This is a genomic window from Desulfobacter sp. (genome assembly GCA_028768545.1).
In the GTDB taxonomy this organism is placed as follows: Bacteria; Desulfobacterota; Desulfobacteria; order Desulfobacterales; family Desulfobacteraceae; genus Desulfobacter.
Genome location: CP054838.1, coordinates 2,374,880 through 2,399,011, shown reverse-complemented (window position 1 = coordinate 2,399,011; position 24,132 = coordinate 2,374,880). Strand labels below are relative to the sequence as shown.

Below are 24,132 nucleotides of genomic sequence, written 5' to 3'. Positions count from 1 at the left end.
CTTTTTTGAAAACATTTAAAACCATACTCACGCTCAACCTGTTGATCCTGTTTACCCTCTTGATCAAAGTGCCCTGTCATGCCCTGGAACAGGGAGACCCTGTGGAGGCCTTGGCCCTGGAAGATATTGTTTTTTTCGACTATGAGTTGAACAAAAAATCAGGTCCTCCAAAATTTGAACTCAAACTGCCCGTGGCCATTGAAACCCAGGGGCTGCGGGGACCCTTGCCCCAGGACAACCCCGTGGCCCGATATTTCTGGGATGAGTACAAGGACAGGGGCATGAAACGGGCGGTTGAGTACAACCCCAATGATGCTAAACTTTATAAAACCCCTTTTATTCGGCTGACGGCAATCCAGCGTCTGGGCACCCCGGTAAAAATCAAACTGCTGGCCCCCAAGCCCCAAGAGATCACCATGCCCCTGTCCGGAATGGAGGGGCCGGGCAGCCAGGTCAGGTACCAGGTCATCAAACGATTCTTCCATGTCAGAATCCTCAGCAATGAAGGAGATCTCATTGTTGACGAGGACAAAGAAAAAATCAGCCTGATTGAAAACAAGGATACCATGGAGATCAGCTGGATCCCGTCCATTGTTGAAGATAAATACGGCCTGGAACTGACAGCCCCCGTGGTCCTGGAACTCAGCCTTTCCTACAGAGTCAAAAGAGATATGATTATTAACGGGAAAGTCAATGACGGATGGAACCGGGAAGGGTGGATAGAGCGAAGGGTGGCCTGGCTTGCCCTGCCCGTCTGCGGCCAGGAATTTGGAGAGGATGATGAGCCCATTTCCTGTCCTGCTTCCATTGCCGTGCCCCCGCCCTGGAAAACCCATGACCTTGGGGTGGTCAGCCTCCAGGTCCCAACCACCTGGGATAGCCAAACCCGAAATGGAAACGGCAGGTTTGAAGTGGGTGACAACCTGGCAGGCATCACTGTGGTCAGGGAAGAAGGCGGGGAAAAACAGCTCAAATACATGACAGAGATTGAAAAGAAAACAATAGAGATCTCAGGACTTTCTGCGGTCCAATATACGGGAAAGGTTAAAGAGGGAAAAGTTGCGGCAAAACTAATCCTGTTTGAAGATAAGCCCTCTGACGGCAAGGTGCTCGGCATTGCAACGGTTCTCAAGGATGACAAATATGCCGATATTCTGGAGGCCTCGTTAAGCTCAATAAAAATAGATCAGGGAAAATCAGATGTCCCGGCCATATCGGCAGGACCTGCGGCCCATATACCCGAAGTTGGGGACCTTGGCAGCGGGCAATTGGATTATGCACCCGCCAATATCCCCCAAAAAGAGTACGAACCGGCAGAACAAAAAACCCAGGCGGTAAAAACCGAACCGGCTGAGGGGGTGGTCCCACCTGTCCCGGCCCCTGAAACCCAACCAACCCAAACGCCTGACACAGGCAAGACCAGCCTGAAACTGAAAAAAGGCTTTGGCGACTTTGTGGGCAGAAATGAGGCCTTTCGGGGAAACGGTTCTCCTGACAGCCGGCTGAGACTGGAAATCCAGGCCCCGGACCAGACCATCACCGGGCTTGAGCTCAGGGAGGCCGATACAAAAGCCTTGATCTGGGATACACAAAGCGGCAATTTTGCCTGGCTGATGGGGGTAACGAAAAAAAACAAACCCATCACTCAGACTGACGGGTCTATTCACTACCCTTTGGGCAAGGACAGAGAAAAACTTGATCTCTGGGTTCAGGACAACCACACCATTGCCCGGGGAAAAAAACAATTGGAGCTTTTAATACGCTTTGATCATAATAAATCCCTTATCGTTCCAGTCGAAAGATAAGGCCAATAACAAAAAGGAGTATGAGTTATGTTTCATGTGATTGCTGTAGTTCTTGTTTTGGCATTAATGGTGGGATGCACCACCACAGGCACCACCCAGGACGGCCAGAGGACCCGGAATGAGGGCACGGCTGTGGGAGCGGGCACAGGGGCGGTTCTCGGTGCCCTGGTCGGCGCCCTGGTCGGAGGGGACTCCAAGGGTGCCCTGATCGGTGCTGCTGTTGGCGCTGTGGCCGGCGGGGCTGCAGGGTATGCCTATGGAGACCATGTGGCCTCCAAAAAAGCTGAATATGCCAAAGAAGAAGACTGGCTGGACCAATGCATTGCCAGCGCCCAAAAGGTGAACCAGGAGACCCTGGCATACAATGAAAAAATTCGGTCTGATATTGCAATTCTGGATGCTGAAACCCAAAAACTCGAACAGCAGTATACTGCCCGTCAAACCAGCAAAGAACGGTTGCTGGCTGAAAAAAAGGACATTGAGCTGGCCTTAAAAACCACCAATGAAAAACTTTCCAGGGCACAATTTGAGCTGGATTCCCAAAAACAGGCCATGGCCCAGTTAGACCCCAATACACCCAATAACCAGTCCAAGGATCTGGATGCTGAAATTGCAAAGCTGGAGACCCTGATCAGCGAACTTGCACAGCATAGTGAAGACCTGGCAGGCCTTTCCGGACGCATGTCCGTTTAAATGAGGAGATAGATAGATGAAGTTTCTTTTACCCGCCATTGGCTCTCTTATTATCCTCTCTTTGGTCGGAGGCTGTGTTTCCACCGAGACCGACCCCCGCAAGGGAGGACTGTTCAGCTATAATCCAAAGGCCTACGAAAAACGGATTGACGACAGAAAATCAACCCTTGAGACCACCGAGGCCGATACTGCCCAGGCAAAACAAGAGGGCCAGGCGCTGGAGCTGACCCAGCAGGAAAAACAGGCCCAACACGAGGCCATGAAAACCAAACTTGCAGCCTTGTACAATGAAAGCGGCAAACTGCAAAAAGAGCTTGAACAGACAAAAGCGGCCAATGCCCAACAGGAAAAAGAGTTAAAGCGGCTGTTGGAAGAGGTCGGCAATTTTCGCAACCATACTATCAAAACCAACAACTCCAAAACGTCTGATGCCGCCAAGCAGGCTAAAATCGCCCAACTGCAGCAACGTATGGATGAACTTTTAAAAGAGGCCGAGGCCTTGAGCGCCTTGTAGGCAGATGCGGTTTATCACCATACCCATGGCAGGACTTATCCTGTGGCAGGCTTCCATGGTCCAGGCCATGCGCATCTTTTTTGAGGCAACAACCCAAATCAAAAAACTCAGCCTTGATTCGCCCGGGGCCGGACAGACGACCACGGCAGCCATCAAGGCCTATATGCAAAGCCATGATCCCTATGGCCGATATTTATCCGCCAAAGAGTACAAGGCCTGGAAACAGGCCCAAAACTTTGCCTTTCACGGTATCGGTATGGAAATACTTGAAAGAAACGGCCGGTTTTACTGCCTGCCAAGGCCTTTGAGCCAGGCCCTTACTGCGGGTGTTCAACAGGGGGATGAGCTTATTGGGGTGGATGACCAACCCGTTGCCGGCAGATCCATCTACTGGGTGGGCACCCAAATCCGGGGGGAAAAAAACACCCAAGTCAAATTAAAAATTGCTCACAACACCCGTACAAAAGAGTTGACCATCAAGCGATACCCCATGACAGACCAGTCGGTCTGGCAAAGCACCCAGAATGGCCTTTTCATTGTCCGCATCAGTCATTTTTCGTCCCAGACCCTGGCCCAGATAAAGGCCGTTTTGGCCTCTGTACCGAAAACGGCCCGGCTGGTCCTGGACCTGCGCAACAATCCGGGAGGCGATCTTTTTGCAGCCGTGGATATTGCAGGACTTTTTCTACCCTTGGGCAGTAAAATCATGACCCTGGAAACCAACCAGGGAAAAATTGACTATCACGCCAAGGGCCGGATATGGACTGGCCGAAAAATAGCCATATGGCAAAACAGCTTCACAGCCTCTGCCTCAGAAGTGCTCATTGCCGCCCTAGTAGGTCATCATACCGCTTTAAATTTCGGCACCCCAAGCCATGGGAAAGCCATGACCCAGAAAGTTGTGGTCCTGTCCGACGGGTCTGCCCTGGTCATCAGCCGGGGCAGATTATACGGTCCCGGACATATTTTTTGGCAAACCAAGGGACTTGCGCCCAGGGTTGAGATCCAGCCGAAAAACACTGCCTGGGCCGGGATCACACAGGAAAAGTTGAAATAAAGGGGCTGGATTTAACCTGAATAATTGAACCCGGGCTGGACCTGGATGAGTTTTTTGGTATAGGGGTGTTCCGGATTTTGAATGATCTGCCGGGCCGTGTTCACCTCCACAATATGTCCCTCATTGATCACCCCGACCCGGTCGCAAAGATATTTTGCAGCGGCCAGATTATGGGTGATAAACAAAAAGGTCATGTTGAATTTATCCCGGATATTTTTAAGCAGCCCAAACAATTGAATGGCAATGGTGGCGTCCAGCATGGAGGTGGGTTCATCTGCCACGATAAACTCAGGTTCCAGAACAATGGCACGGGCAATGGCCACCCGCTGGCGCTGGCCCCCGGATAATTGGTGGGGGTATCGGTCATAAAAAGCCTCACCCGGCATGAGCCCTACGGTCTCCAAGGTCTCTATCACCTTTTGATTGCGGCTTTCCCTGTTGCCTATTCTGTGGACCTCCAAAGGTTCTAAAATGGTCTGGGCAATGGACAGATGGGGATTGAGGGACTGGTAGGGATCCTGGAATATCATCTGAACCTTTGACCGAAACTCATGCAGGGCTTTGCCCCTAAGAGCATTGATCAGTTCCCCGTTGAGCCGGATCTTTCCCCGGGTGGGATTTTCAAGTTTCACCAAAAGTCTTCCCGTGGTGGTCTTGCCGGAACCGCTCTGACCCACCAGACCGAAAATCTCCCCTTTTTGGATGGAAAGATCAATGGCGTTCAGGGCCAGGACCTTATTTTCCGATCTTGAGAAAAAATGTTTTCTGGGCGTGTACTCCTTGGTCACCCCTTTCATTTCAATCAAGGGACCGCCTGGCTCATAACTATTCATAAGTTTTCCTGTAAATCCCCGGTTCACAGCACAGGGCTTTATGGGTGGGTGAAAGGTTTATCCATTGCGGGGCCTTACCGCAGCCGTCTGAACATGAACTGCAATTGGCCGCAAACCTGCAGTCTCCGCTTCTCATGGTCAGGTCCGGGGCTTCCCGCATATCAGGGATAACAATACGATCCTCGTTATCAAGGCTGAGATAGGATCCCAAAAGGGTTTTGGTATACGGATGACTCGGAGAAGAAAATACCTCTTTGCCCGGTCCCATCTCGACAATCTGACCGCCGTACATCACGCAGATATCTTGACAGATTGAGGCCACCACGGCAATGTCGTGGGAGATAAATATCAAACCGGTCTTCATCTTTTTCTGAATCTTTTTCAACCCTTTTAAAATCTGGTCCTGTACAATGACATCCAGGGCCGGTGTGGGCTCGTCCGCAATAATCAGCTGGGGGGAACAGGCCAGGGCCATGGCAATGATCAACCGCTGTTTCATCCCGCCGGAGTATTCATGGGGATAGTCATGGATCCTGTCCATGGGAATTTCCACAAGATCAAACAAGGCTTTCATCTGCCGGTTCAACTCCGAATCCAAAATATCCGGCTGGTGGGTGACAATGACTTCTTTGATCTGGTCGTCAATCCTGTATACCGGGTTCAGGGCATTCATGGCCGCCTGGAAAATCATGGCCACATCCTTTCCCCGGACCTTTTGCCATTGGGCTTCGATCAGGGCGGCCAGGTCCTTGCCGTCAAATTCAATGCTGCCCCCAAGAATTTTCCCATTATCCGGAAGCAGACCCATAAGGGCCATGCCAATGGTGGTTTTCCCACACCCTGATTCCCCCACAAAACCTAAGGGCCGTCCCTTTTCAAGGTCAAAACAGATATTGTCCACTGCCGTAACCATCCCGTTTGGGGTCTCATAGCCGATGGTTAAATTTTTTACTGAAAGCAAAGCCATGGGATCAGGACTGCCCCTCCTTTCTTAATCTCGGGTCCAGCACCTCATCCATTGCCCGGCCCAGCATGTAAAAGGCCAGGGTAAGAAGGGAGATGCTGATGCCCGGCGGAATCAGCCAATAAGGCGCCTGGAACATATGACCGGACTTCCACACCCATTGAAGCATCATACCCCAGCTGACCTGGGAGGGATCTCCAAACCCCAAAAAAGACAGGGCCGCCTCCACAAGGATGGCGCTGGTCACTCGGAAGGTCATGTACAAAAAGGCCAGGGGCAGCACATTGGGCATGATGTGGTGAAATATAATCCTTGCGGATGAGGCCCCGGCCACTTTTGAGGCCTCGATAAAGGGGCGCTGCTTCAAAGAAAGGGTCTGGGAACGAATCACCCGGGATACGGCCGGCCAGCGCATAATGGCAATGATAAACACAATGAGCCAGATATTAAACTGGCCAAAGAGGGAGGCCAGAATCAACAGGATTACAAGTGAGGGCATGACCATGATAATGTCGGCGATGCGCATGAGAAAAGCATCTATCCATCCGCCGGCATACCCTGCAACCATACCGATCACCGTGCCCAGCACAATGGAAAAAAAGGCCGAGGAAAGCCCCACGATAAAGGCGACCTTGGCGCCCTCAAGCAGCTGGGCAAAAAGATCCCGTCCCACATTGTCCGTGCCCAGCCAGTGCCCAAGACTTGGGGGGGTGGAGATTTTAATATTCGGATCGATCCCGGTCATGGCGTTGTACATGGGGCTGAACAGGGGAAGAAAAAAACTGGCCATGGCCATGGCCATAAAAACCAGAAGAATAAAGAGACCGGCCTTGCCCACGGGATTTTGAATAAAAATCCCCCAGCCTTTGACAAACCTTTGGATATAGTGATTGTTCAGCACAGGGTCATCCCTCTCAATATGTTATCCGCGGATCCAGCCAGGCATAGAGCAGATCCACAATCAAATTGGCCGTGAGTACCACCAGGGCGATCAATAAAAAACAGGCCTGGGCCAGGGGGTAGTCATTGTTACTCACGGCAAAAATAAGTTCCCGGCCAATGCCCGGCCAGGTAAAAATCTGTTCGGTGAGCGCTCCCCCGTTAATGGAAAAGGCAAGGCTTAAGCCGATACTGGTGATCACGGGAAGGGCGGCATTTTTGGCTGCATGCTTGTCCCGAATAACGCGGTCACTCAAGCCCTTGGCCCTTGCCGTGATAATATAATCCTCCCTGAGCACCGAAAGCATGGAAGAACGCATGAGCAGAAGATAGGATCCCAGATTGATGATAAAAAGGGTCATCAGGGGCAACACCATATGGTGTAAAATATCGACAAATTTGACCAGAACCGAGGTCTTTGCAACCCATAGCTCAGGAGAAAGCACCCCGCCCAATGGAAACAGTCCAAACTTAAACCCCATGAGCCAGAGCAGGATCAGGGCAAACCAGGGAATAAACAGGGTATAGCAGACCAGAGCTGAGATGGACATGACATTATCCAAACGGCTGCCCTTGTTCCAGGCTGAAATTTTGCCCAGAAAGACCCCGGCCAGGGCGGCCATGACAGTGGAGGTGGTAAACAGCAGAACCGTCCATCCCAGACGATTTTTGATAATTTGAAACACCGGTTCCCCATAGTGAAAAGAAACCCCGAAGTTGCCCTTGAAAAAATTTTCCACGTAGATGAGATACTGCTCCCAAACAGGCTTGTCCAGCCCCATCTGGGCGATCATATGTTTCATGTCTTCTGGGGTGAGCATGGGATCCACAATTTTGGAAATCGGATCTCCCGGACTCAGGCGGAATAGAAAAAACAAGAGGGTCAGAATCACAAAAAAGATAATGACAATCTCAATGAGCTTGGCAATGATATACTGGACTCTCATGGTTTACCCTAAGCTTGAGGTTTAATCCACCGGCTTGACAACACAGATGGACCATATGTTTCCAATGCCGTCCACCTTGGCCACCCACCCCCCGAAATATTCGTTCAGGGTCGCTTCAATGATATGGGGATTGTACAGGGGAAGATAAGGCAGGTCATCCAAAATAATTTTTTGCATCTCAAGAATCAGTTTTTTGCGTTCGCCTGTGTCGATCAAAGTTCTTTGAATGTCTGCAATCGCATCAAAATGAGCATTGCTGTACCCGCTCATGTTCCAGCCCCTTGGCTTGTCATTTTTGGAATAAAAAAAGGCGCGCAGATAATCCGGATCCAGGTTCAGCTTTCCATACCCCAAAACAAAGGCATCAAACTCATGCTTGCCCTTGACCGTATCCAAAAGGGAATTAAAGGCCATGGGTCTTGAAAAGGCCGGCAGACCCAGCGCTCTTAACCATTCCTGAATCATGGTCCCGGCAAAGGCCCGTTTAGGATCATAATCTGCCGGCGGGGTCAGAATCACAAATTTATCCATCTTTTTCCCATTGGGCAAAAGGATGTCAGAGGGCGTGACCAGGGTTCCGTTTTCGTCCACAGGCGGGGTCTGCCAGGCATATCCAACTGCCCTTAAGATCTCAACCCCGGCCTTGATCCGCGCCTCTTTGGATTGGCCGTGGCCGTATTTGGCCACATCAGGATTATGCCAAAAATGATTTCCCGACGGGATGATGGAATGCATGGGCGTGCCGAAATTCTGAAGGATCCGGGTCAGGATAAATTTTTTGTCAATCACGGTTGCAATGGCCCGGCGAAGGGCCCTGTCATTGAATGGCGGCTGTCTCAGGTTGAATCCCAGGTAATATAGGGCACTTTTTTTGTTAAAATAAAGATCCACATTATCCTGCTCTTTTAGATCCTTGATATACCCGGGCTGAATATCCCACCAATAGTAATCGATATCTCCCTTTTTCAGGGCCAGGATGGCCACATCCGATGTGCCGTAGACCCGGTAGAGCACATCTTCCACATAGGGACCGAGCAGGTGTCCGCCAATGGTCTTGTTCGTACCGAAAAAATAAGGGTTTTTCTGCATGTGGATATAGGCCCCTTTTTTATACTCGCTAAGCATAAAAGGGCCGGTGCCCATGGGGGTGACCACTTCATGGTCCTGGAGAGAGCGAAGGGGTTTTTCTTTGGTCATGGCATCTTTGGCCACAGCCTCCCACTCTCGTCTGGATACAATGGGGGCGGTCATCACCCGGGACATGAATATGGCAGAGGGCTTTTTAAGATGAAAAACCAGGGTATGGGGATCAGGTGCCTCAAGTGTTTCAATGATCTTCCATTTGGAATAATACCTTGGAATTTTAAAATCAAAAAAAAGCTGGCGGGTAAACAGGACATCATCACTGGTAAAATCACTGCCGTCCGACCATTTGGCCTTGCGCAGGGCAATGGTATAGGTCAATCCGTCAGCATCAACAACCGGATCTTCGGCTGCCAGCCAGGGGATAATTTCAAGGGTTTCAGGATGCCGGTTGTACAGGGGCTGATAAATCTGGGTGAGAATTTTTCGGGAATTGGCATCGGTTCCAAGCCAGAGGTTCAGGGATCTTGGCTCTTCAGGCAGACCGATTTTTAAAAATTGCTTTCTTTCACTCTGCTGGCAGGAAAAAAACAAAACAGCTGCAAATACAATTGTCCCTGCCAGCAGAAAAAACGGGGCACTGCAATCAGCCCAAGGTTTCAGCCAAGGGTTCATCCTCAGGTTTTTTGGGTACAATGATCCTCTCCTCAATAAAATCCACAACCTTTGACTCAAGCGAGACACGATCAAACTGGTTGATCCTGGGAATACCTCCGGGGCTCACGCAATTGACCTCAACCAATTTGTCTCCGATAATATCAATCCCTACAAAGTAAAGCCCGTCTTTTATCAACCGGGGTTTAATCCTTTGGCAAATGGCCTTCTGGGCCGGTGTGATCACATGTTTAAACGCTTTGGCACCGGCATGGACATTGGTCCTGAAATCCCCTGAAATTGATTTTCTTCCCATGGCCCCCAGAATCTCTCCGTTGAGCAGAAGAATTCTGACATCTCCCTCGTCTTTGACGGTTTTTAAATATTCCTGAACCATGATGGGGGTCCGTTCAGGATAGGGCCTGCCTGACCGGACATAATAGTTGATCAAAGAGTTTAAATTTTCCTGGTCCTGATTGCTGACCTTGATCACCCCATGGCCCCCGTGGCCATGAAGGGGCTTGATCACCATGTCCCCGCCAAAATCATCAATGATCTTTCTGAGCCGCTTAGGATCGCGGGATACATGGGTCTGGGGAATAATATCCGGAAAATTAAGAATATAGGCCTTGGAGCTTCCATTGACCTGTCCGTAGGTGGTATTGATCATAAAAACCTGGTCATTTACCGGCCCTAAAAAAGCCATGACCTCATATTTCAAGGGCGGATCCTTGCGCAGAAAAAGCACATCCAGATCTGTAACCGTTTCAAAAATCAGCTCTTCCTGGTCCAGGCAATTGAGCAGGGCCTGCCAATAGTCCTCAATTCCCAGATCTTGGTCCACGGTAATCTTTCTCATCCGGGCCACGACATGGTTGTTCCGGATATACAGGTCATGGGGTTCTAAAAAAAACACAGAATGCCCTCGCTGGTTGCATTCATACATGAGATATGCCGTGGTTTCCCATTTGGGATTTATCCGGCCCAGCTCATCCATTAAAAACCCGATTTTCATTTTTTTTCCATTCTGACGCAGCAAAACCTTGATCCAATACTACAAATTTATTCCATGAAAAGACACTAAAGATCCACTATTCTTCAGTAGTGTCCGGTTAGGTTGTTGCATATAAAAAGCATCTAAAATCAGGTTCATCCGATTAATGCGTACCTTTTATTGTGAAGGTCCAAAAGTTTCAACCTGAAAAACTCCGAATCCCTGTATCCATAAGCTTTCCGTTTCATGGTTTTTATCTTGTTATTTGTCCCTTCTAAAGGACCTGTAGATATCCTGTAATCATAGTATGAAAGGATTCTTTGCCTGTGCACAGCCAAGGTCTTGGCAAATTTCATCAACATTGAAATTTTGGAAATATTGGCCAGATTGATCCAATTGCTGACTATCTTTTCAGCTGTTTCTTTTTTCTTTTGATTCCATATTTGCCTGAGTTCCTCTTTCATGTAGTAGACTACCAATAGCGGCTGATTTATTTTCAATGCTTCTTCTAACCGTTGGGCCTCCTTCTTGTCATCACTGAGGTTTTCGGGATTTTTTAACAAAAGCCACCGGACTCCCTTCAGAAGTTTTTGTTGCCCGGTATTGGCAAGAAGGTTGTAGAGCTTTCGCCTGAAATCCGACAGTTTCTCATTGAACAATTTAACAACATGAAATCTGTCAAAGACAATTGCTGAACCAGAAAGATTTTCAATAACAGCACTCAAGTATGCCGGGGACATATCGATGCTGACGGCTTTGATTTTTGCTTTCGATATTTTCACTTTTGTCCAAAAAGATTTCAAAGCTTCACCACCTTTTCCTTCTCCCACGTGCAGAATTCTACCGGATTCCAGATCCATCACGATGGTCAAGTATTTATGCCCTTTCCCTATGGAAATTTCATCTATGGCAATCTGCCGGACTTTCTCAAGGGGGATTTTTCGATAACGCCTCAGCAGGTCTTCTTTCTGGATCTGCTTTATCGTATCCCAGCTGATCCTTAAATGGATGGCAATATCTTTGATTGTCATGAACTGAGACAACTCCAAGACATACCGTTCAAAAGCCCGGGTATAGCTTTTCCCCTCCTGGGCAAAGGATAGTTTGATTTGCCGGACAAATTGACAGAACGAACACCAAATTCTCTGGATAGCCGTCCTGAGAATCACGGGTTTTGAACCTACCGGTATTGTTCTGAGATCTCTTGTCACAATCCCTTTCCTGGTGACGGACCTGGAATTACATTCCGGGCATTTTACCGCCTCCGGTTTTGGTATGAGTTCAAAAGTGATTATTCCACCGATGAAACGTGTTGTTTTATAAAAGTAGTCACGAAGGCCAAAGGCATGGTATATGAAGCTTGTGGACATTAATTCATTCTCCGATTTTGTGCGAATAACACAAAAAAATTCAGTAGTGTCCGGTTAGGTTGTTGCATATAAAAAGCATCTAAAATCATTGAAAAAACAGTCTGTTTTGTGTTGACAAATGTGCGTAAAAATTTTTGTGCGCCTTGAAAATTTAACTCAAGGAGCTCAAATGACGCACATCTCAGTCCCTAAAAAACAACTACGGTCCCTGAACTTTGACAATTTCAGGTGCCCTCTGATAAAGTCACTTTCAAAAGCACCGGAATTACAATCTCGAGGAGACCGCCCTTTAAAAATGACATTCGAAGACCAGATAAATGCTTTGGTTTATTTCCATCTTCAGGAGCACAAGTCTGCCCGACATTTAATTCAGGATCTCAAGGAGAATGTTTTTGCTAAAGAAAATATTGCGCCAGACGGTGGTATCAGCCGTAGTAGTTTCTGTGAAGCCATCAATCACAGGGGACTCGAACAACTGCAATTTATCTTTGAGGATCTTTATAAACAGGCTCTTGAGTGTCATCCGGGTGAACACGCCGAGTTAGGAGAGTTGGTTTCCATTGACGGTAGTCTCATAAATGCAGTCCTTTCAATGCACTGGGCGAACTACAGAAAAGGAAGTAAAAAAGCCAAAGTACATTGCGGATTTGACATTAATCACGGAATCCCAAACAAAATCTTTTTGACTGAAGGCAACGGCGCTGAACGCACTTTTGTTCCCAAAATACTTTCCAAGGGGCAAACAGGTGTTATGGATCGTGGATATCAATCCCATAAAGAATTTGACCTGCTTCAGGAGCAAGGCAAACATTTTGTCTGCCGTATAAAAACCAGGACAACAAGAACAATTATTGATAACCACGAGACCCCTTCCGACAGCTACATTTTTTATGATGCACTGGTTAAACTTGGTACTCCGAATCAAAACCAGACGAAAAGGCCTGTTCGGGTTGTTGGCTATAAAATTGCTGGCGTCAAATACTATGTGGCAACTGACAGGCATGATTTAACAGCGGAACAAATAGCAACAATTTATAAACTCCGGTGGACCATTGAGGATTTTTTCAAATGGTGGAAAGAACATCTGAAGGTATATCATCTCATTGCCCGCAGTGAATACGGCCTTATGGTTCAGATTCTTGGCGGCCTTATCACTTACCTGTTACTGGCAATCCATTGCCAAAAACAGTTTAATGAAAAGGTCACGATCAAAAGAGTTCGGCAGCTGCGAACCGCCATTCTAAATGACCTGTTTGGCTGCGAGGAGCAGGGCTCTCATCGTTCAAACAGGGACAATATTGTCAAAGATCAAAAAATTATTGAGCAAGCAAAAACCTAACCGGACATCACTGACTATTCTTATGCCATGGAACCCAAGTTGTCAAACGCTTATCGCTTTCCTGATCCACCTTACAGCACCTTCTTCTTGGTTGCCTTGGTTTGCTCCCCACTGCGAAGTATGACTTAACCACCTCATGGGTCGCTCACTTAGTGCCGCAATATGGTTCCTTGCAGGTTGTCAACATCCCCATATTTAAGCAAATATAAAAATAGGCGGTGGATTTGGGGCTTTTATCTGAAAAGCGAGAGACAAACGATTTGAATTCATGTATTTTATCAATTTTAAACTCAAATTTTTTTCAACGAACGGATATTATGATGAACGATACCCTCTTTATTCAATTTTACGGTAAAACAAACTCTGGCTGGTTTGATCTGTGCAACGGATTTTCAGATGTCTGGGACTTGTGCAAATCCAAAGGAGACTTTCTCTGGATGGAACATCTTCAGGATCCCGATCTCTGGTATGATGCAGAGGCATACGGCGATGTTTGCCTTCCCATACGCAAAGGAAAGGCCTATATCTCGGCCTCGTATATCAACCATCTATACCAGGCATATATCTGGGCCCTCCAATACCCTGAAATCGAATTTATTGTGGGCGGTCCTGTGGCCTCGGAACGTTGTGCCGTTGAAAACCAATGGCATTCTGTTCATTTTAAGGTCGAAGGGGATTTGCCGTCCAACCTGACACTCACCGGCCAGAGCATGGAGTCCTTGTTTGGGGTGCCTGAATTTTCCGGCACCTGGAAATTTGAAATTCCCTCCACCGTGCCCCAGGGCAGCCGGGTCTATTTTTCCTATACCCTTGAAAACCTCTGCTATTGGAAAAAATGCCCCTTCTGCTCCATTGCCCAGCACACCATGGACCATGCCAGGAAGCGTAAAGAATTCGGACTTGAATTTAAAGATCTTGAATTTAAAGGCCATAAAATCGTCCGCCTGAATACCGGGTCCATGACCCCGGAACACATCAGAAAAATACTGCCGGCCCTGCCCAGGGGCGATGATATCGAATATCGGTATTTTATGCGGGCAGCCAAGGCTGAAACCCAGGCCCTCAAAGATGTGGTCGCTCAGCTCAATGGAAAAATCCCGGCCTCCACCCTGGGATTCGGCATTGAATATCCCTCGGACCGAATGTGGAAATACCTGAACAAGGGCACCCATATGGATGAAGTCATTGCCACCCTTGATTTTTGCCGTGAAAATGGATTCAAGGTCAACGCCAATGTCATCCTGGGCTGGAACAATCTTGAGGACCAGGATCTCAAGGATTTGACCCGGTTCATGGACAGCCTGGCCGAAAATGCCGTCACCACCATGCAGCTTCGCTGGCTCTTTGCCCATCCCTATACCAAAATTTATGATGCCTATGAGGGCAAAGACGAAAGCATCCGGTTGGGCCCTTTTAACTGCGGATTCAATGTCAGGGTGAATGACCATTAAAAGAAAATGAACCTGGCCGCCGCCAATATCATCAAGGATAAATGCCAGGAAAAGAAAATCAAACTGGAAGGATATAAAAACCTTAAAAAAGGAAATTTATAAGGACAAAAATTTAAAGAGAGGTTTATAAAAATCCGCTTTGGGTTTTGTCCGGGTCTCTACTCCGGAAGAGTTCATTTGAATTCAAAGGTTTAGTTTCTGACCTTTCCCCTTCTGGACCTGGAACGCCCATTGACAAAAATTTGGCCGTGCTTAAATTGGGATATTCACCATTTAAAAAGGAAAGTCATGGAAAACAATATCTTGGGTAAGGATATCAATGCCTGTGTCAGCCTGGCCCCGCTTATGGATTTTTGGGAAAAAAAACTGGCAGACCAATGCGGCCACATGGAGGCCGTGTTCTGCCACATCAAAGACCAATTTTATAAGACAGAACAACTCCAGGGGGATATCAAGGACATCGGAGTGCTCAACGAGCACTATGATATTATCAGGCCGCTCATGTCGGCTGTTTTTCCGCCGGCCACCTTTGAAAAAGAAATTCTGGGCGCCCTGCCCCCCTGTACCTATGACCCTTTTTTCGTAAGCCCTGAGTTCCAGCGCATCTTTCTGGACAATGACAATTTTTTAAAATCCGTCATTGAAAAAAACCTGCAGGCCCAAATAGATGATAAGCGGCTCAAAATCTATATGCTGGTTTTAGAACGCATCTACGGCATTGCCTGCCAGCGGTTGGAAGCCCTGGACATCAAGGTGCTCCCGGATCAAAAAACCGGGCTGTCCAGATATTTTGGCATGACAACCGATTTTCAGTTTGTCAATATAGAGGCGTTGTCCCCCCCCAGGCCATTGTCCAAAGCCGATCAAAACAGAATCCAGGATAATATTACAGACTTAGATGTACTTGGAGAATATATTGACCTGGCTCAGTATAAATTTTCAGGCTTCAACCTGGTCCGGGCCATGGACGTGACTGAATCCCAGGTGATTTCAGCTCTGGAAAGGGACCTCATTGACCAGGAATCTATTTTTTCTTCCCAGGGCATAGGCCTTCTTGAAAAAAGGATGCAGACCCTGTTTCAACGGCCTGACATCGCCATTGGTATTGCTGCGGTGTGCAACCAACAGATCATGGTGCTTAAAAACGACTACAACTCCAATATCAATTGCCTGTTTTCCAATTCAAAACATCTTCACCTGGACGATCTTAAAGACTCTGTATGGCTTAGGGCCGCCCAGGGCAGCGAGGTGTTCAGGGTGGCAGATCTGTCCCAAAAAAAAGATATTGTGCCGGCCGAACAACAGGCTGTGACCGCGGGCATCAGATCCATGCTCCTTTCCCCCCTGACCTACCAGGGAGAGACCATAGGGCTTCTTGAGGTCTTTACGGCCACGCCCAACGATTTAGGCCCCATGGACACCATGCTGCTGAACCAGGTGACCCCGATTTTTTCAGTGGCTTTAAGACGGGGGATAGATGAAATGGACAAGCATGTCCAATCCATTATCAAGGAAAAATGCACTGCGGTTCACCCTTCTGTGGAATGGCGGTTTGAAAAGTCCGCCATCAGCCATATGGAACGAATCCGAAATGGAGATACCACCTCTGAAATGTCCCCTATTATATTCAAGGATGTGATCCCCTTTTACGGCCAGTCAGACATCAGGGGATCTTCATTGGCCCGGAACAAAGGAATCCAGCAGGATCTCACGGCCCAGCTTGCCCTGGCCCTTGATATCATGGATGCCAGCGAGCGACTTAGACCCTGGCCGATTCTACAAGAGTATAAATACAGGTTTAATACCCTCAAGGATCAGATTTCAATAGGGGTCACCTCCAGTGACGAAAACGCCGTATTTACCCTTCTCCACCATGAAATTTCCCCTTCGTTTAAAGATCTTAAAGCCTTGGGGCCTGGGGTGGAAAACAAGATAAACGCATATGAAAATGCCCTGGACCAGGACCGCGGCATGATCTACAACAAACGAAAAAACTATGAAGAAAGCGTGTTCCAGCTCAACCAGGCCCTGTCCATTTTTTTAGAAAAAGAAGACGGGCTGATCCAGGAAAATTTCCCCCACTATTTTGAAAAACGGCAAACCGACGGGGTGGACTATATGATGTATATCGGAGCCTCCATGAATGAAAGCCAGCGTCTGGCCCCCTTCCACATCCAGGACATGACCCTGTGGCAGATCATGCTGGCCTGCGGACTTGCCTGGCATACCGAACAGATCAAACCCCGGCTCAAGGTGCCCTTGGATACCTGTCATCTCATCCTGGTCAACCACACCCCCTTGTCCATCCGGTTCAGGTATGATGAAAAGCGCTTTGATGTGGACGGTGCCTATGATGTCCGCCATGAAATCATCAAGTCCCGGCTGGATAAGGCCCTGGTCAAGGGAACCGGAGAACGGCTGACCCAGCCCGGGCGGATTGCCCTGGTATATGCCACCCCCAACGAAGGAAAAGAGATCCGCCGGCACATTGATTTTCTGACCACAAAGGGAACACTTCACAATGATATGGAAACTCTGGAACTTGATGACATGCCGGATGTCAGAGGGCTCAAAGCCATCCGGGTGGGGGTGGACAATGCCGCAAAGGTGGAAAACATCATTGAAATGAAGGCGGGATAATCCAAGGGCCTATCCCGCATATTTCACGATTCGATCAGGTTATGAAATATTCGGCCTATTTGGTTTTATGAACAAAGACCCCGTCCCAGTCAGGTTCAGGCGGATGGGAAATAAAATAGGCACACCTTTCCTTGTAGACCTGATAAATCTTTGTCTTGGGAAATTGATTTACCAGGTCTGAAAACACGGACAGTCCCCGGTCAAAGGATTTTTCCTTGTAAAGACCAAGCGCTTGTTCATAGGTTGAAAGTTCCTGGGCCTTAGAATCGCCAAGCTCTGCTGAAAACAGGGTATATACCCCCACAGGAGCTGTTTTACCCTTGACCCGGACCTGATCCAATTCCTGAAAAACATAAACTAATTCCAGTTGCGCCTTAACCTGATCGCTGACAATGAATTTTACCCCATAAAACTTGGTCAGGCTCTCCAGTCTCGATGCCAGATTTACATTATCCCCGATAATGGTATAGTCAAACAAATCCACAGATCCCATATTGCCCACATGGCATCTGCCTGAATGCACCCCAATGCCGATATCGATTTGAATCTTGTATTTATCGGCAAATACTAAATTCAACTCTTTTAAGGATGCCAGAATATCAAACCCGGTTTGGACGGCCAGGGCCGGATGATTTTCCACATCCAGGGGCGCATTCCAAAAGCACATCACGGCATCTCCTATAAATTTATCCAGGGTGCCTTTGTTTTTAATAATGTGGCGTGTCACCGGGGTAAAATAATCATGGAGCAGGTTGGTCACCTGGGTAGGCGAGAGTCTTTCTGACAAGGAGGTAAACGACCGGATATCGGCAAACAGGATGGAGACCTCTTTTTCTTCTCCTTTAAGACTCATTTTATCAGGAGATTCACTGATCTGATCCACCACGGCCTTGGACACGTACTTGCTGAAGGCAGACCTGTAAAATTTTTTCCTCTTTTCTGAAAACCAGAATTTAAACAGGGTCAGGCAGGAAAAATTGGCCGCCAGCACCAATAGGGGAAAAAGGGGAGAAAGCCATATATGATAAGCCTTAAGGGCCCACAGTCCACCGGCATACACCCCGCCCCCCAGCACCAAGGTAATGGGCAGAGTCAGCCAGGCACCGGCAAGACCGATCAAAAAGGCGGTGATGATCCCCCACAGGCAGATGGCGGCGAGCTCAAGGCCCGGGGCCCAGTCCGGCCGGAATATAAAATCTTTTTTCAAAATATTTTCCACAATGGTGGCATTAACCTCCACCCCGGGATACACCTCTGCCAGGGGAGAGACCCTGATATCCATAAGCCCGGCAGCTGAGGAACCCAAAAATACAACTTTATTTTCAAGCCTATTTTTTTCAACCCGGTCCTCAAGGATATGGGCGGCCGGGATAAAATCAAAGGTTTTTGCCGGCCCCTTATAATTGATCATAATGGCCCCGTTCGCCTCAAGGGGAATCGTGGTAGACCCGATCCTGATGGATGAAATGCCTCCGGGGCTCACCTTGATCACGGGATCAGGTATCTTTCCTTCCAGACCGGTCATCAAGGTGGCCAGGGCCAGGTGGGGATAGATCTGTCCCTTCCAGGCCATGATCAGGGGCACCCGGCGCAGCACCCCGTCCATATCCGTAAAGGTGTTCATATACCCTGCCCTGCGGGCAGAAGCCATCAGCAGGGGCAAGGGAGGCACGGCCTGCTCTGCCCGGACCAGATATTGGACAGGGTCGCCTGCACCTTGTTCCTTGACCACGGCAGACTTGAAAAAAGGCAGAAGACTCTTTGGGTTATCCCCTCCACCTGTACCTTTAAAATAAAAAGAAAATCCCAGGGCAAAGGGGCCTGTGGCCAGAATATCAGCCAGGACACGATCATTGTCCCAAAGCTGTTCAGGCAACCCGGTAAATCCAAGATCCACCTTAAGATCGCGTTTGAGCATCTCACGGATCACCTTGGGTGAGGTGCCGTCCGGCTCTCCAAACAGAATATCACTGCCCACGGCAAAGGCACCGCCCATCTGGATCTTTTTGAGTAAAAGCCCTACCCGATACCGCGGCCAGGGCCACTGGCCAAAGGTTTTTATACTGTACTCATCAATATCCACCACAACCACACTCGGATTTTCAGGCCGGGTATGGACCTGCTGAAGAAAGGCATCGTAGAGCTTGAGTTCCATCATCTTTAAATAGGGGGGTCTGTAAATGTACAACAGGGCGAAAGCAGCGATGATAAAAAATCCTGCACCTAAAATCGCCCAGCGTGTCTGCTTGAATGCCTTAAATATCCTCATGCCTTTTTCCGCCTGAAATTTTCAGTGAACACAGATGAAAACGCCTTATACCGCTGGTGGATCAAAGATTTTTATGCTTGACAACAAAGAGTCGTTAATGTTTATGCTAAAGACACTCTGGTATTTATGCAATAAAAAAAGCAATATAGTTAAGATACGAACAATGCGCCTGGTCATCCCTATATTTCGGGATCATCAGAAACTCAAAAATTCTTATCCATGAGGGGTTGATCTTATGAGACTAACGAATCTGGTATGGCTGTATATGATTATCGCCGCAGTCTTTTTTTTACCCTTTGCCCAGGCAAATTCTCCAGGACCTGGAGATACCCCCCAAAAAATTGTGTTCGATCCATCGCCCCATGCCATGCTGTCCCAATTGGTCGAAAATCACCAGGAAATCAAAACCTATGCCCACAAAGTGGAATCCGCCCAGACCATGCTCAGACAAAGCAAAGGGCTCTACTACCCCTCCCTTGACCTTTACGGAGACGCCGGAAAAGAGGGGATTGAAAAAGAATTCAACGAATCCACCCATCAATGGCGGCATGAAGTAACGCTCAAGGGAACCCAGCTCATCACGGATTTTGGCAAAACCATCCATACCATTGACCGGGACGAGATTGCCCTGGCCCAGGCCCGGGCCGGCAAGGAAGCCGTTACCCAGCGGATGCTCAGACAGGGAATCTCCGCTTATATCGGAATTGTCCGGGCCAGGGAACAACTCAAAAGCGTCCTGTATTCTGAAAACCGGATCAAGGAACTGACCGGCATAGAAAAGGCCCTGGTGGATAAAGGAGCAGGCCTGACCTCGGATGTCCTCCAGGCAAAATCCCAGCTGGCAGGCGCCATGGCCCTCAGGGTAGAGGCCGAGGGAGAACTTCAGATGGCAAAAAACCGGTTCCAGGCCATTTTTTATTATTATCCAAATCCTGATCAGATTGATCTGTTTCAAGAGGTTCCATTGCCTGAACAGGCCCTTCCGGCCTCCCTTGACTCTGCCGTTGACACGGCCCTTGAACACCATCCTGAAATCAAGCTGACCCAATATGATCTGGACCTGAGACGTCAGGATATCAAAATATCAAAATCCACCTATTACCCCAGATTCAACCTGTTTGGTGAATATATTGACGCAAATGACGATGCCGAGGTCCAGGGGTATCGGCGGGATTATTCAGCAGGGGTTGAATTCAGCTATAATCTTTTCCGTGGGGGAAGTGATCTTGCTGCGGTAAAAAGTGCAACCGCTTCAAAGAGTGCGGCATCCACCCATTTAAACCATTCAAAAAAACTTGTCCAAGAGCAGCCTGCCAACTCCTGGGAACAATTTTTCACCCTGACCCGGAGAAAAGAACTTTTGGATCAGCAGACCCGGATACTAGAACGATTTCTGGACCTGGCCCAAAAAAAAAGAACGATGGGCACCCGCTCCCTTTTAGATGTGCTTAACGGTGAAGTCAACTATATCAATGCCCAGGCCACGGCCATTGCCGCAAGGGAAGAGATGAAAATCGCAGCCTATAATCTGCTCTTTTCCATGGGAAAAATAAACCTTGATCTATTCTCCTTTTAAGGCCAGGGCAATTGCCGATTCTTTGACATGAAAGAACTTTTCAGGCGACTTTTCAAACAACCGGTTCTGGCCGTTGAAATACTTGTGGCCACATGCCTGACCACCCTGCTCAGCCTGGCCATGCCCCTGTATGTGATCCAGATCCTGAACCGCTACGTCAGCTACGGATTCCACGGGACTCTGATCACCCTGACCCTTGGAATGTGCATTGCCGTATTTCTCCAATTGGGCTTCAGGATGGTGAGAACGCGGATGGCAACCGCAGTGAACCAGGGTCCCAACGATTCTTTGTCCAGAGAAATGCTCACCCTGATCAGCCAGGCCCAGGCCGCACCGCTTCTGGGGATTCCCAAACAGGACATCCATGACAGTCTCACCCATGTCCAGACCATTCGTCAGGCCTATGATGCCCAGACCCTGACAGCTGTTTTGGATGCTCCCTTTTCCCTGGTGCTGGTGGGGGTGCTCTATCTTTTGAGCCCTGTGCTGGCCGGGATCGCCCTTGGGGGAATCAGCATTACTTTAGGCTCGGCATGGATCACCCTGGCCCGGTCCGGCCGGACAGGCAATCTTCTGGGTTCAGCGGTTTCAGCCCACCAGGGACTCAACTTTTCAGTGGTCAACGGACTGGAAACGGTCAAGGCCTTTTGTGCCGCCCCTTTTTTATGGAACAAATGGGAAAACCAGCTTGCAACCATCTCTGACCTCCAGGCCAGGCTATCCGCTTACCGGGACCTTTTAACAACCCTCACCCTGACCGTATCCGCCTTAACCTCGGTGTTCATCTATGCCGGCGGAGCGATTCTGGTGGTCCAGGGCAAATTATCCGTGGGGGCCTTGATCGGTGCCAATATCCTTTTTGGAAGGGCCTTTCAAAATACCACACGCCTGGTCCAGGCCGCATTTGCCCTGGCCCGTGCCCGAAAATCATTCCAGGCCCTGGCAAAATTTTCAACCATCCCCCTTGAACCCGCTGCCGGAACAGCCCTGGGCCGATATCATGGAAAACTTGAATGCCAGGATCTTGGATTTGCCTATCCCAATACGACCACCCCTTTGTTTGAGTCCCTGACCCTCACGCTTGAACCCGGTTCTGTTGTCGGGGTGACCGGCAGCAATGGGACCGGCAAGACAACCCTGGCAAAACTGTTGACCTGTCTGCTCAACACCAGGCGGGGAAAAATTCTGGCTGACGGGGTCAACCTGGCACAAATTTCACCGTCCTGGTGGCGCAGGCAGGTGATTTACATGCCCCAGGAACCGGACTTTATCCTGGGCAGCTTAAGGGAAAATATTCTTCTTTCAAATCCAGATTTGTCCAATGAGCGGTTTAATGAAATCATCCGGCTTGCGGATTTAAGACCCTTTTTAGACCGCACCCCCCAGGGACTGGACAGACAAATTGCGGAAAATGGCAGAGATCTGCCCCAGGGCATCCGCCAGCGCATCTCCCTTGCAAGGGCCCTGGCCGGCCAGGGGCAGCTTGTGATTTTAGATGAGCCCACAGACGGACTGGATGCACAAGGGGTTCAAGCCGTATACCAAACAATGAATTATCTGGCTGAATCAAAAAAAACCATTGTGGTGCTGACCAATGATCCCAAAATCTTAAAAGGGGGTGAAATGGTGCTCAACCTCAATAAAAAACCTGTTCCCGTCCTGATCCGCAAAAATTACAGATCAGATCAAAGGCCATGATCATGGACAACTCAGCCCCTGACATCACCAGAACCACCCACTTGTTTTTTTCCCTCCTGGTGGTTCTCTGTCTTTCTTTTGGCCTCTGGGCATATCAGGGCCGGCTGGATGTGGTATCCATGGCCCAGGGCCTTGTGATCCCCAGCACCCAGGTCAAGCAGATCCAGCATTTTGAGGGCGGTATCATCCGCAGAATCAATATCAAAGAAGGAGACCCGGTGACCACGGGCCAGGCTCTGATCGAACTTGAGCAACTCCGCTCCGGGGCCAGCCTTGAAGAACTGACCATGCGTGTGAATGCATTAAAAGTCGATGTTTTCCGCCTCTCAGCCCAGGTTGAAACCAGGCCGGAGATTGAATTTCCCAGTCAAATCATCAATGATCTTCCCGGACTTGTCCGTGAAGCCAGGTCCCTGTTCAACGCCAATAAAAAAAGCCACCAGTCCACGGTGAACAAGCTTGCCACCATGGTCCGGCAGAAACAAGAACGGATCAAAACCATAAAGGCCCAGCTGGAAAACAAGCGTGCACGCCTGCCCCTATTGGAAGAGGAACTGGCCTTAAGCCTTGAACTTTTGGCTGACAATCTCACCACCCGGATCAAGCATATTGAAATCATGCGCAGAACAAATGAAATCCAGGGTAAAATCATGGCTGACCAATCCGCCCTTAAAGAGGCGGAACACGCCCTAATTGAAACCCGGGAAAAACTCAACGAAGCCCGGAACCGGTTCAGGGAAGAATCAGAAGAAAAACTCAAAACAGCCAAGCAGGAGCTCAAAGAGTTTTCCATCCGGATTAAAAAATTCAGGGACAGCCTGGAAAGGACCATCATCAGATCCCCCATCAACGGGGTGATCAAAAGGCTGTACAAGGTGACCCGGGGGGGAGTGGTCAAACCCGGGGATACCCTTGCGGATATTGTCCCGTCCATGGATCGTCTGGTGATCGAGGCCCATTTGGACATATCTGATATCGGATATATCAAACCCGGACAAAGGGTATTTCTCCAACTGCCCAACAAAGATGCCAAAAAATTTAATAAACTTGAAGGCCGGGTCACCCAGATCAGCCCGGATACCTTTACCGATGCCCAGTCCCGAACCTTTTACAATGTCCGCATTGAATCCGATCAAAGCTATTTTCAGGCAGGAGATCAAAAATACCGACTTTACCCGGGCATGGTGGTGATGGCCTATATCCATATTGGGAAAAGGACCATCCTTGACTACCTCATGGATCCCTTTATCAACACCTTAAGTTTTTCCCTTCAGGAGCGCTAGGTGAACTTAATATTCATCCATCC

The 24,132-nt window shown here is 48.8% G+C and carries 18 protein-coding genes; 10 read left to right on the top strand and 8 right to left on the bottom strand.

Going from position 1 to position 24,132, the window contains the following annotated elements; genetic code table 11:
• Window positions 1–5 precede the first annotated feature (5 nt).
• The 4 genes from HUN05_11480 to HUN05_11465 are packed head-to-tail and all read left to right on the top strand — an operon-like array spanning window position 6 to window position 4,069.
• On the top strand, window positions 6–1,805 hold the full coding sequence (locus HUN05_11480) for a hypothetical protein (protein WDP85675.1): 1,800 nt from the start codon (window positions 6–8) through the stop codon (window positions 1,803–1,805).
• A 27-nt stretch (window positions 1,806–1,832) separates the two neighbouring features.
• Window positions 1,833–2,498, top strand: a complete 666-nt coding sequence (locus HUN05_11475) for a hypothetical protein (protein ID WDP85674.1) — start codon at window positions 1,833–1,835, stop codon at window positions 2,496–2,498.
• A gap of 16 nt (window positions 2,499–2,514) precedes the next feature.
• On the top strand, window positions 2,515–3,012 hold the full coding sequence (locus HUN05_11470) for a hypothetical protein (GenBank protein ID WDP85673.1): 498 nt from the start codon (window positions 2,515–2,517) through the stop codon (window positions 3,010–3,012).
• 4 nt (window positions 3,013–3,016) lie between these two features.
• The gene (locus tag HUN05_11465) at window positions 3,017–4,069 is read left to right on the top strand and encodes a hypothetical protein (GenBank protein ID WDP85672.1); all 1,053 of its coding nucleotides are present in this window, start codon (window positions 3,017–3,019) and stop codon (window positions 4,067–4,069) included.
• An 11-nt stretch (window positions 4,070–4,080) separates the two neighbouring features.
• On the opposite strand, the gene HUN05_11460 is transcribed toward HUN05_11465, so the two are convergent.
• The 7 genes from HUN05_11460 to HUN05_11430 all read right to left on the bottom strand — a co-directional run bounded on the left by HUN05_11460 (window position 4,081) and on the right by HUN05_11430 (window position 11,853).
• The gene (locus tag HUN05_11460) at window positions 4,081–4,902 is read right to left on the bottom strand and encodes an ABC transporter ATP-binding protein (GenBank protein ID WDP85671.1); all 822 of its coding nucleotides are present in this window, start codon (window positions 4,900–4,902) and stop codon (window positions 4,081–4,083) included.
• Window positions 4,895–5,869, bottom strand: coding sequence for an ABC transporter ATP-binding protein (locus tag HUN05_11455; protein ID WDP85670.1), 975 nt, complete (start codon window positions 5,867–5,869; stop codon window positions 4,895–4,897). Before HUN05_11455 ends, HUN05_11460 begins: the two co-directional genes overlap by 8 nt.
• A 4-nt stretch (window positions 5,870–5,873) precedes the next feature.
• Window positions 5,874–6,767, bottom strand: a complete 894-nt coding sequence (locus HUN05_11450) for an ABC transporter permease (protein WDP85669.1) — start codon at window positions 6,765–6,767, stop codon at window positions 5,874–5,876.
• A 13-nt stretch (window positions 6,768–6,780) separates the two neighbouring features.
• Window positions 6,781–7,752: an ABC transporter permease gene (locus HUN05_11445; protein WDP85668.1), complete on the bottom strand. Its 972-nt coding sequence runs from the start codon at window positions 7,750–7,752 to the stop codon at window positions 6,781–6,783.
• A 21-nt stretch (window positions 7,753–7,773) separates the two neighbouring features.
• Window positions 7,774–9,510, bottom strand: coding sequence for an ABC transporter substrate-binding protein (locus HUN05_11440; GenBank protein WDP88037.1), 1,737 nt, complete (start codon window positions 9,508–9,510; stop codon window positions 7,774–7,776).
• Entirely contained in the window at window positions 9,482–10,504 is a 1,023-nt protein-coding gene (gene gshB / locus HUN05_11435; GenBank protein ID WDP85667.1) for a glutathione synthase, read from the bottom strand. The genes HUN05_11440 and gshB overlap by 29 nt, the downstream gene beginning before the upstream one ends.
• Before the next feature lie 134 nt (window positions 10,505–10,638).
• Window positions 10,639–11,853: an ISL3 family transposase gene (locus HUN05_11430; protein WDP85666.1), complete on the bottom strand. Its 1,215-nt coding sequence runs from the start codon at window positions 11,851–11,853 to the stop codon at window positions 10,639–10,641.
• 169 nt (window positions 11,854–12,022) lie between these two features.
• Here HUN05_11430 and HUN05_11425 point away from each other — a divergent pair, with 169 nt between their 5' ends.
• The 3 genes from HUN05_11425 to HUN05_11415 all read left to right on the top strand — a co-directional run bounded on the left by HUN05_11425 (window position 12,023) and on the right by HUN05_11415 (window position 17,283).
• The gene (locus HUN05_11425; protein WDP88036.1) at window positions 12,023–13,192 is read left to right on the top strand and encodes an IS4 family transposase; all 1,170 of its coding nucleotides are present in this window, start codon (window positions 12,023–12,025) and stop codon (window positions 13,190–13,192) included.
• Between the two features lie 317 nt (window positions 13,193–13,509).
• Window positions 13,510–14,643 carry a hypothetical protein gene (locus HUN05_11420; GenBank protein ID WDP85665.1) on the top strand — a complete coding sequence of 378 codons (1,134 nt, stop codon included), beginning with the start codon at window positions 13,510–13,512 and terminating at the stop codon, window positions 14,641–14,643.
• Between the two features lie 288 nt (window positions 14,644–14,931).
• Window positions 14,932–17,283, top strand: a complete 2,352-nt coding sequence (locus HUN05_11415) for a GAF domain-containing protein (protein WDP85664.1) — start codon at window positions 14,932–14,934, stop codon at window positions 17,281–17,283.
• A gap of 55 nt (window positions 17,284–17,338) precedes the next feature.
• On the opposite strand, the gene HUN05_11410 is transcribed toward HUN05_11415, so the two are convergent.
• Window positions 17,339–19,552: an adenylate/guanylate cyclase domain-containing protein gene (locus tag HUN05_11410; protein WDP85663.1), complete on the bottom strand. Its 2,214-nt coding sequence runs from the start codon at window positions 19,550–19,552 to the stop codon at window positions 17,339–17,341.
• Window positions 19,553–19,787: 235 nt separating this feature from the next.
• On the opposite strand from HUN05_11410, the gene HUN05_11405 reads away from it, so the two are divergent.
• The 3 genes from HUN05_11405 to HUN05_11395 are packed head-to-tail and all read left to right on the top strand — an operon-like array spanning window position 19,788 to window position 24,109.
• The gene (locus HUN05_11405; protein WDP85662.1) at window positions 19,788–21,128 is read left to right on the top strand and encodes a TolC family protein; all 1,341 of its coding nucleotides are present in this window, start codon (window positions 19,788–19,790) and stop codon (window positions 21,126–21,128) included.
• Between the two features lie 27 nt (window positions 21,129–21,155).
• Window positions 21,156–22,826 carry an ATP-binding cassette domain-containing protein gene (locus tag HUN05_11400; protein ID WDP85661.1) on the top strand — a complete coding sequence of 557 codons (1,671 nt, stop codon included), beginning with the start codon at window positions 21,156–21,158 and terminating at the stop codon, window positions 22,824–22,826.
• Window positions 22,827–22,828: 2 nt separating this feature from the next.
• Window positions 22,829–24,109, top strand: a complete 1,281-nt coding sequence (locus HUN05_11395; protein ID WDP85660.1) for an HlyD family type I secretion periplasmic adaptor subunit — start codon at window positions 22,829–22,831, stop codon at window positions 24,107–24,109.
• Window positions 24,110–24,132: the final 23 nt, after the last annotated feature.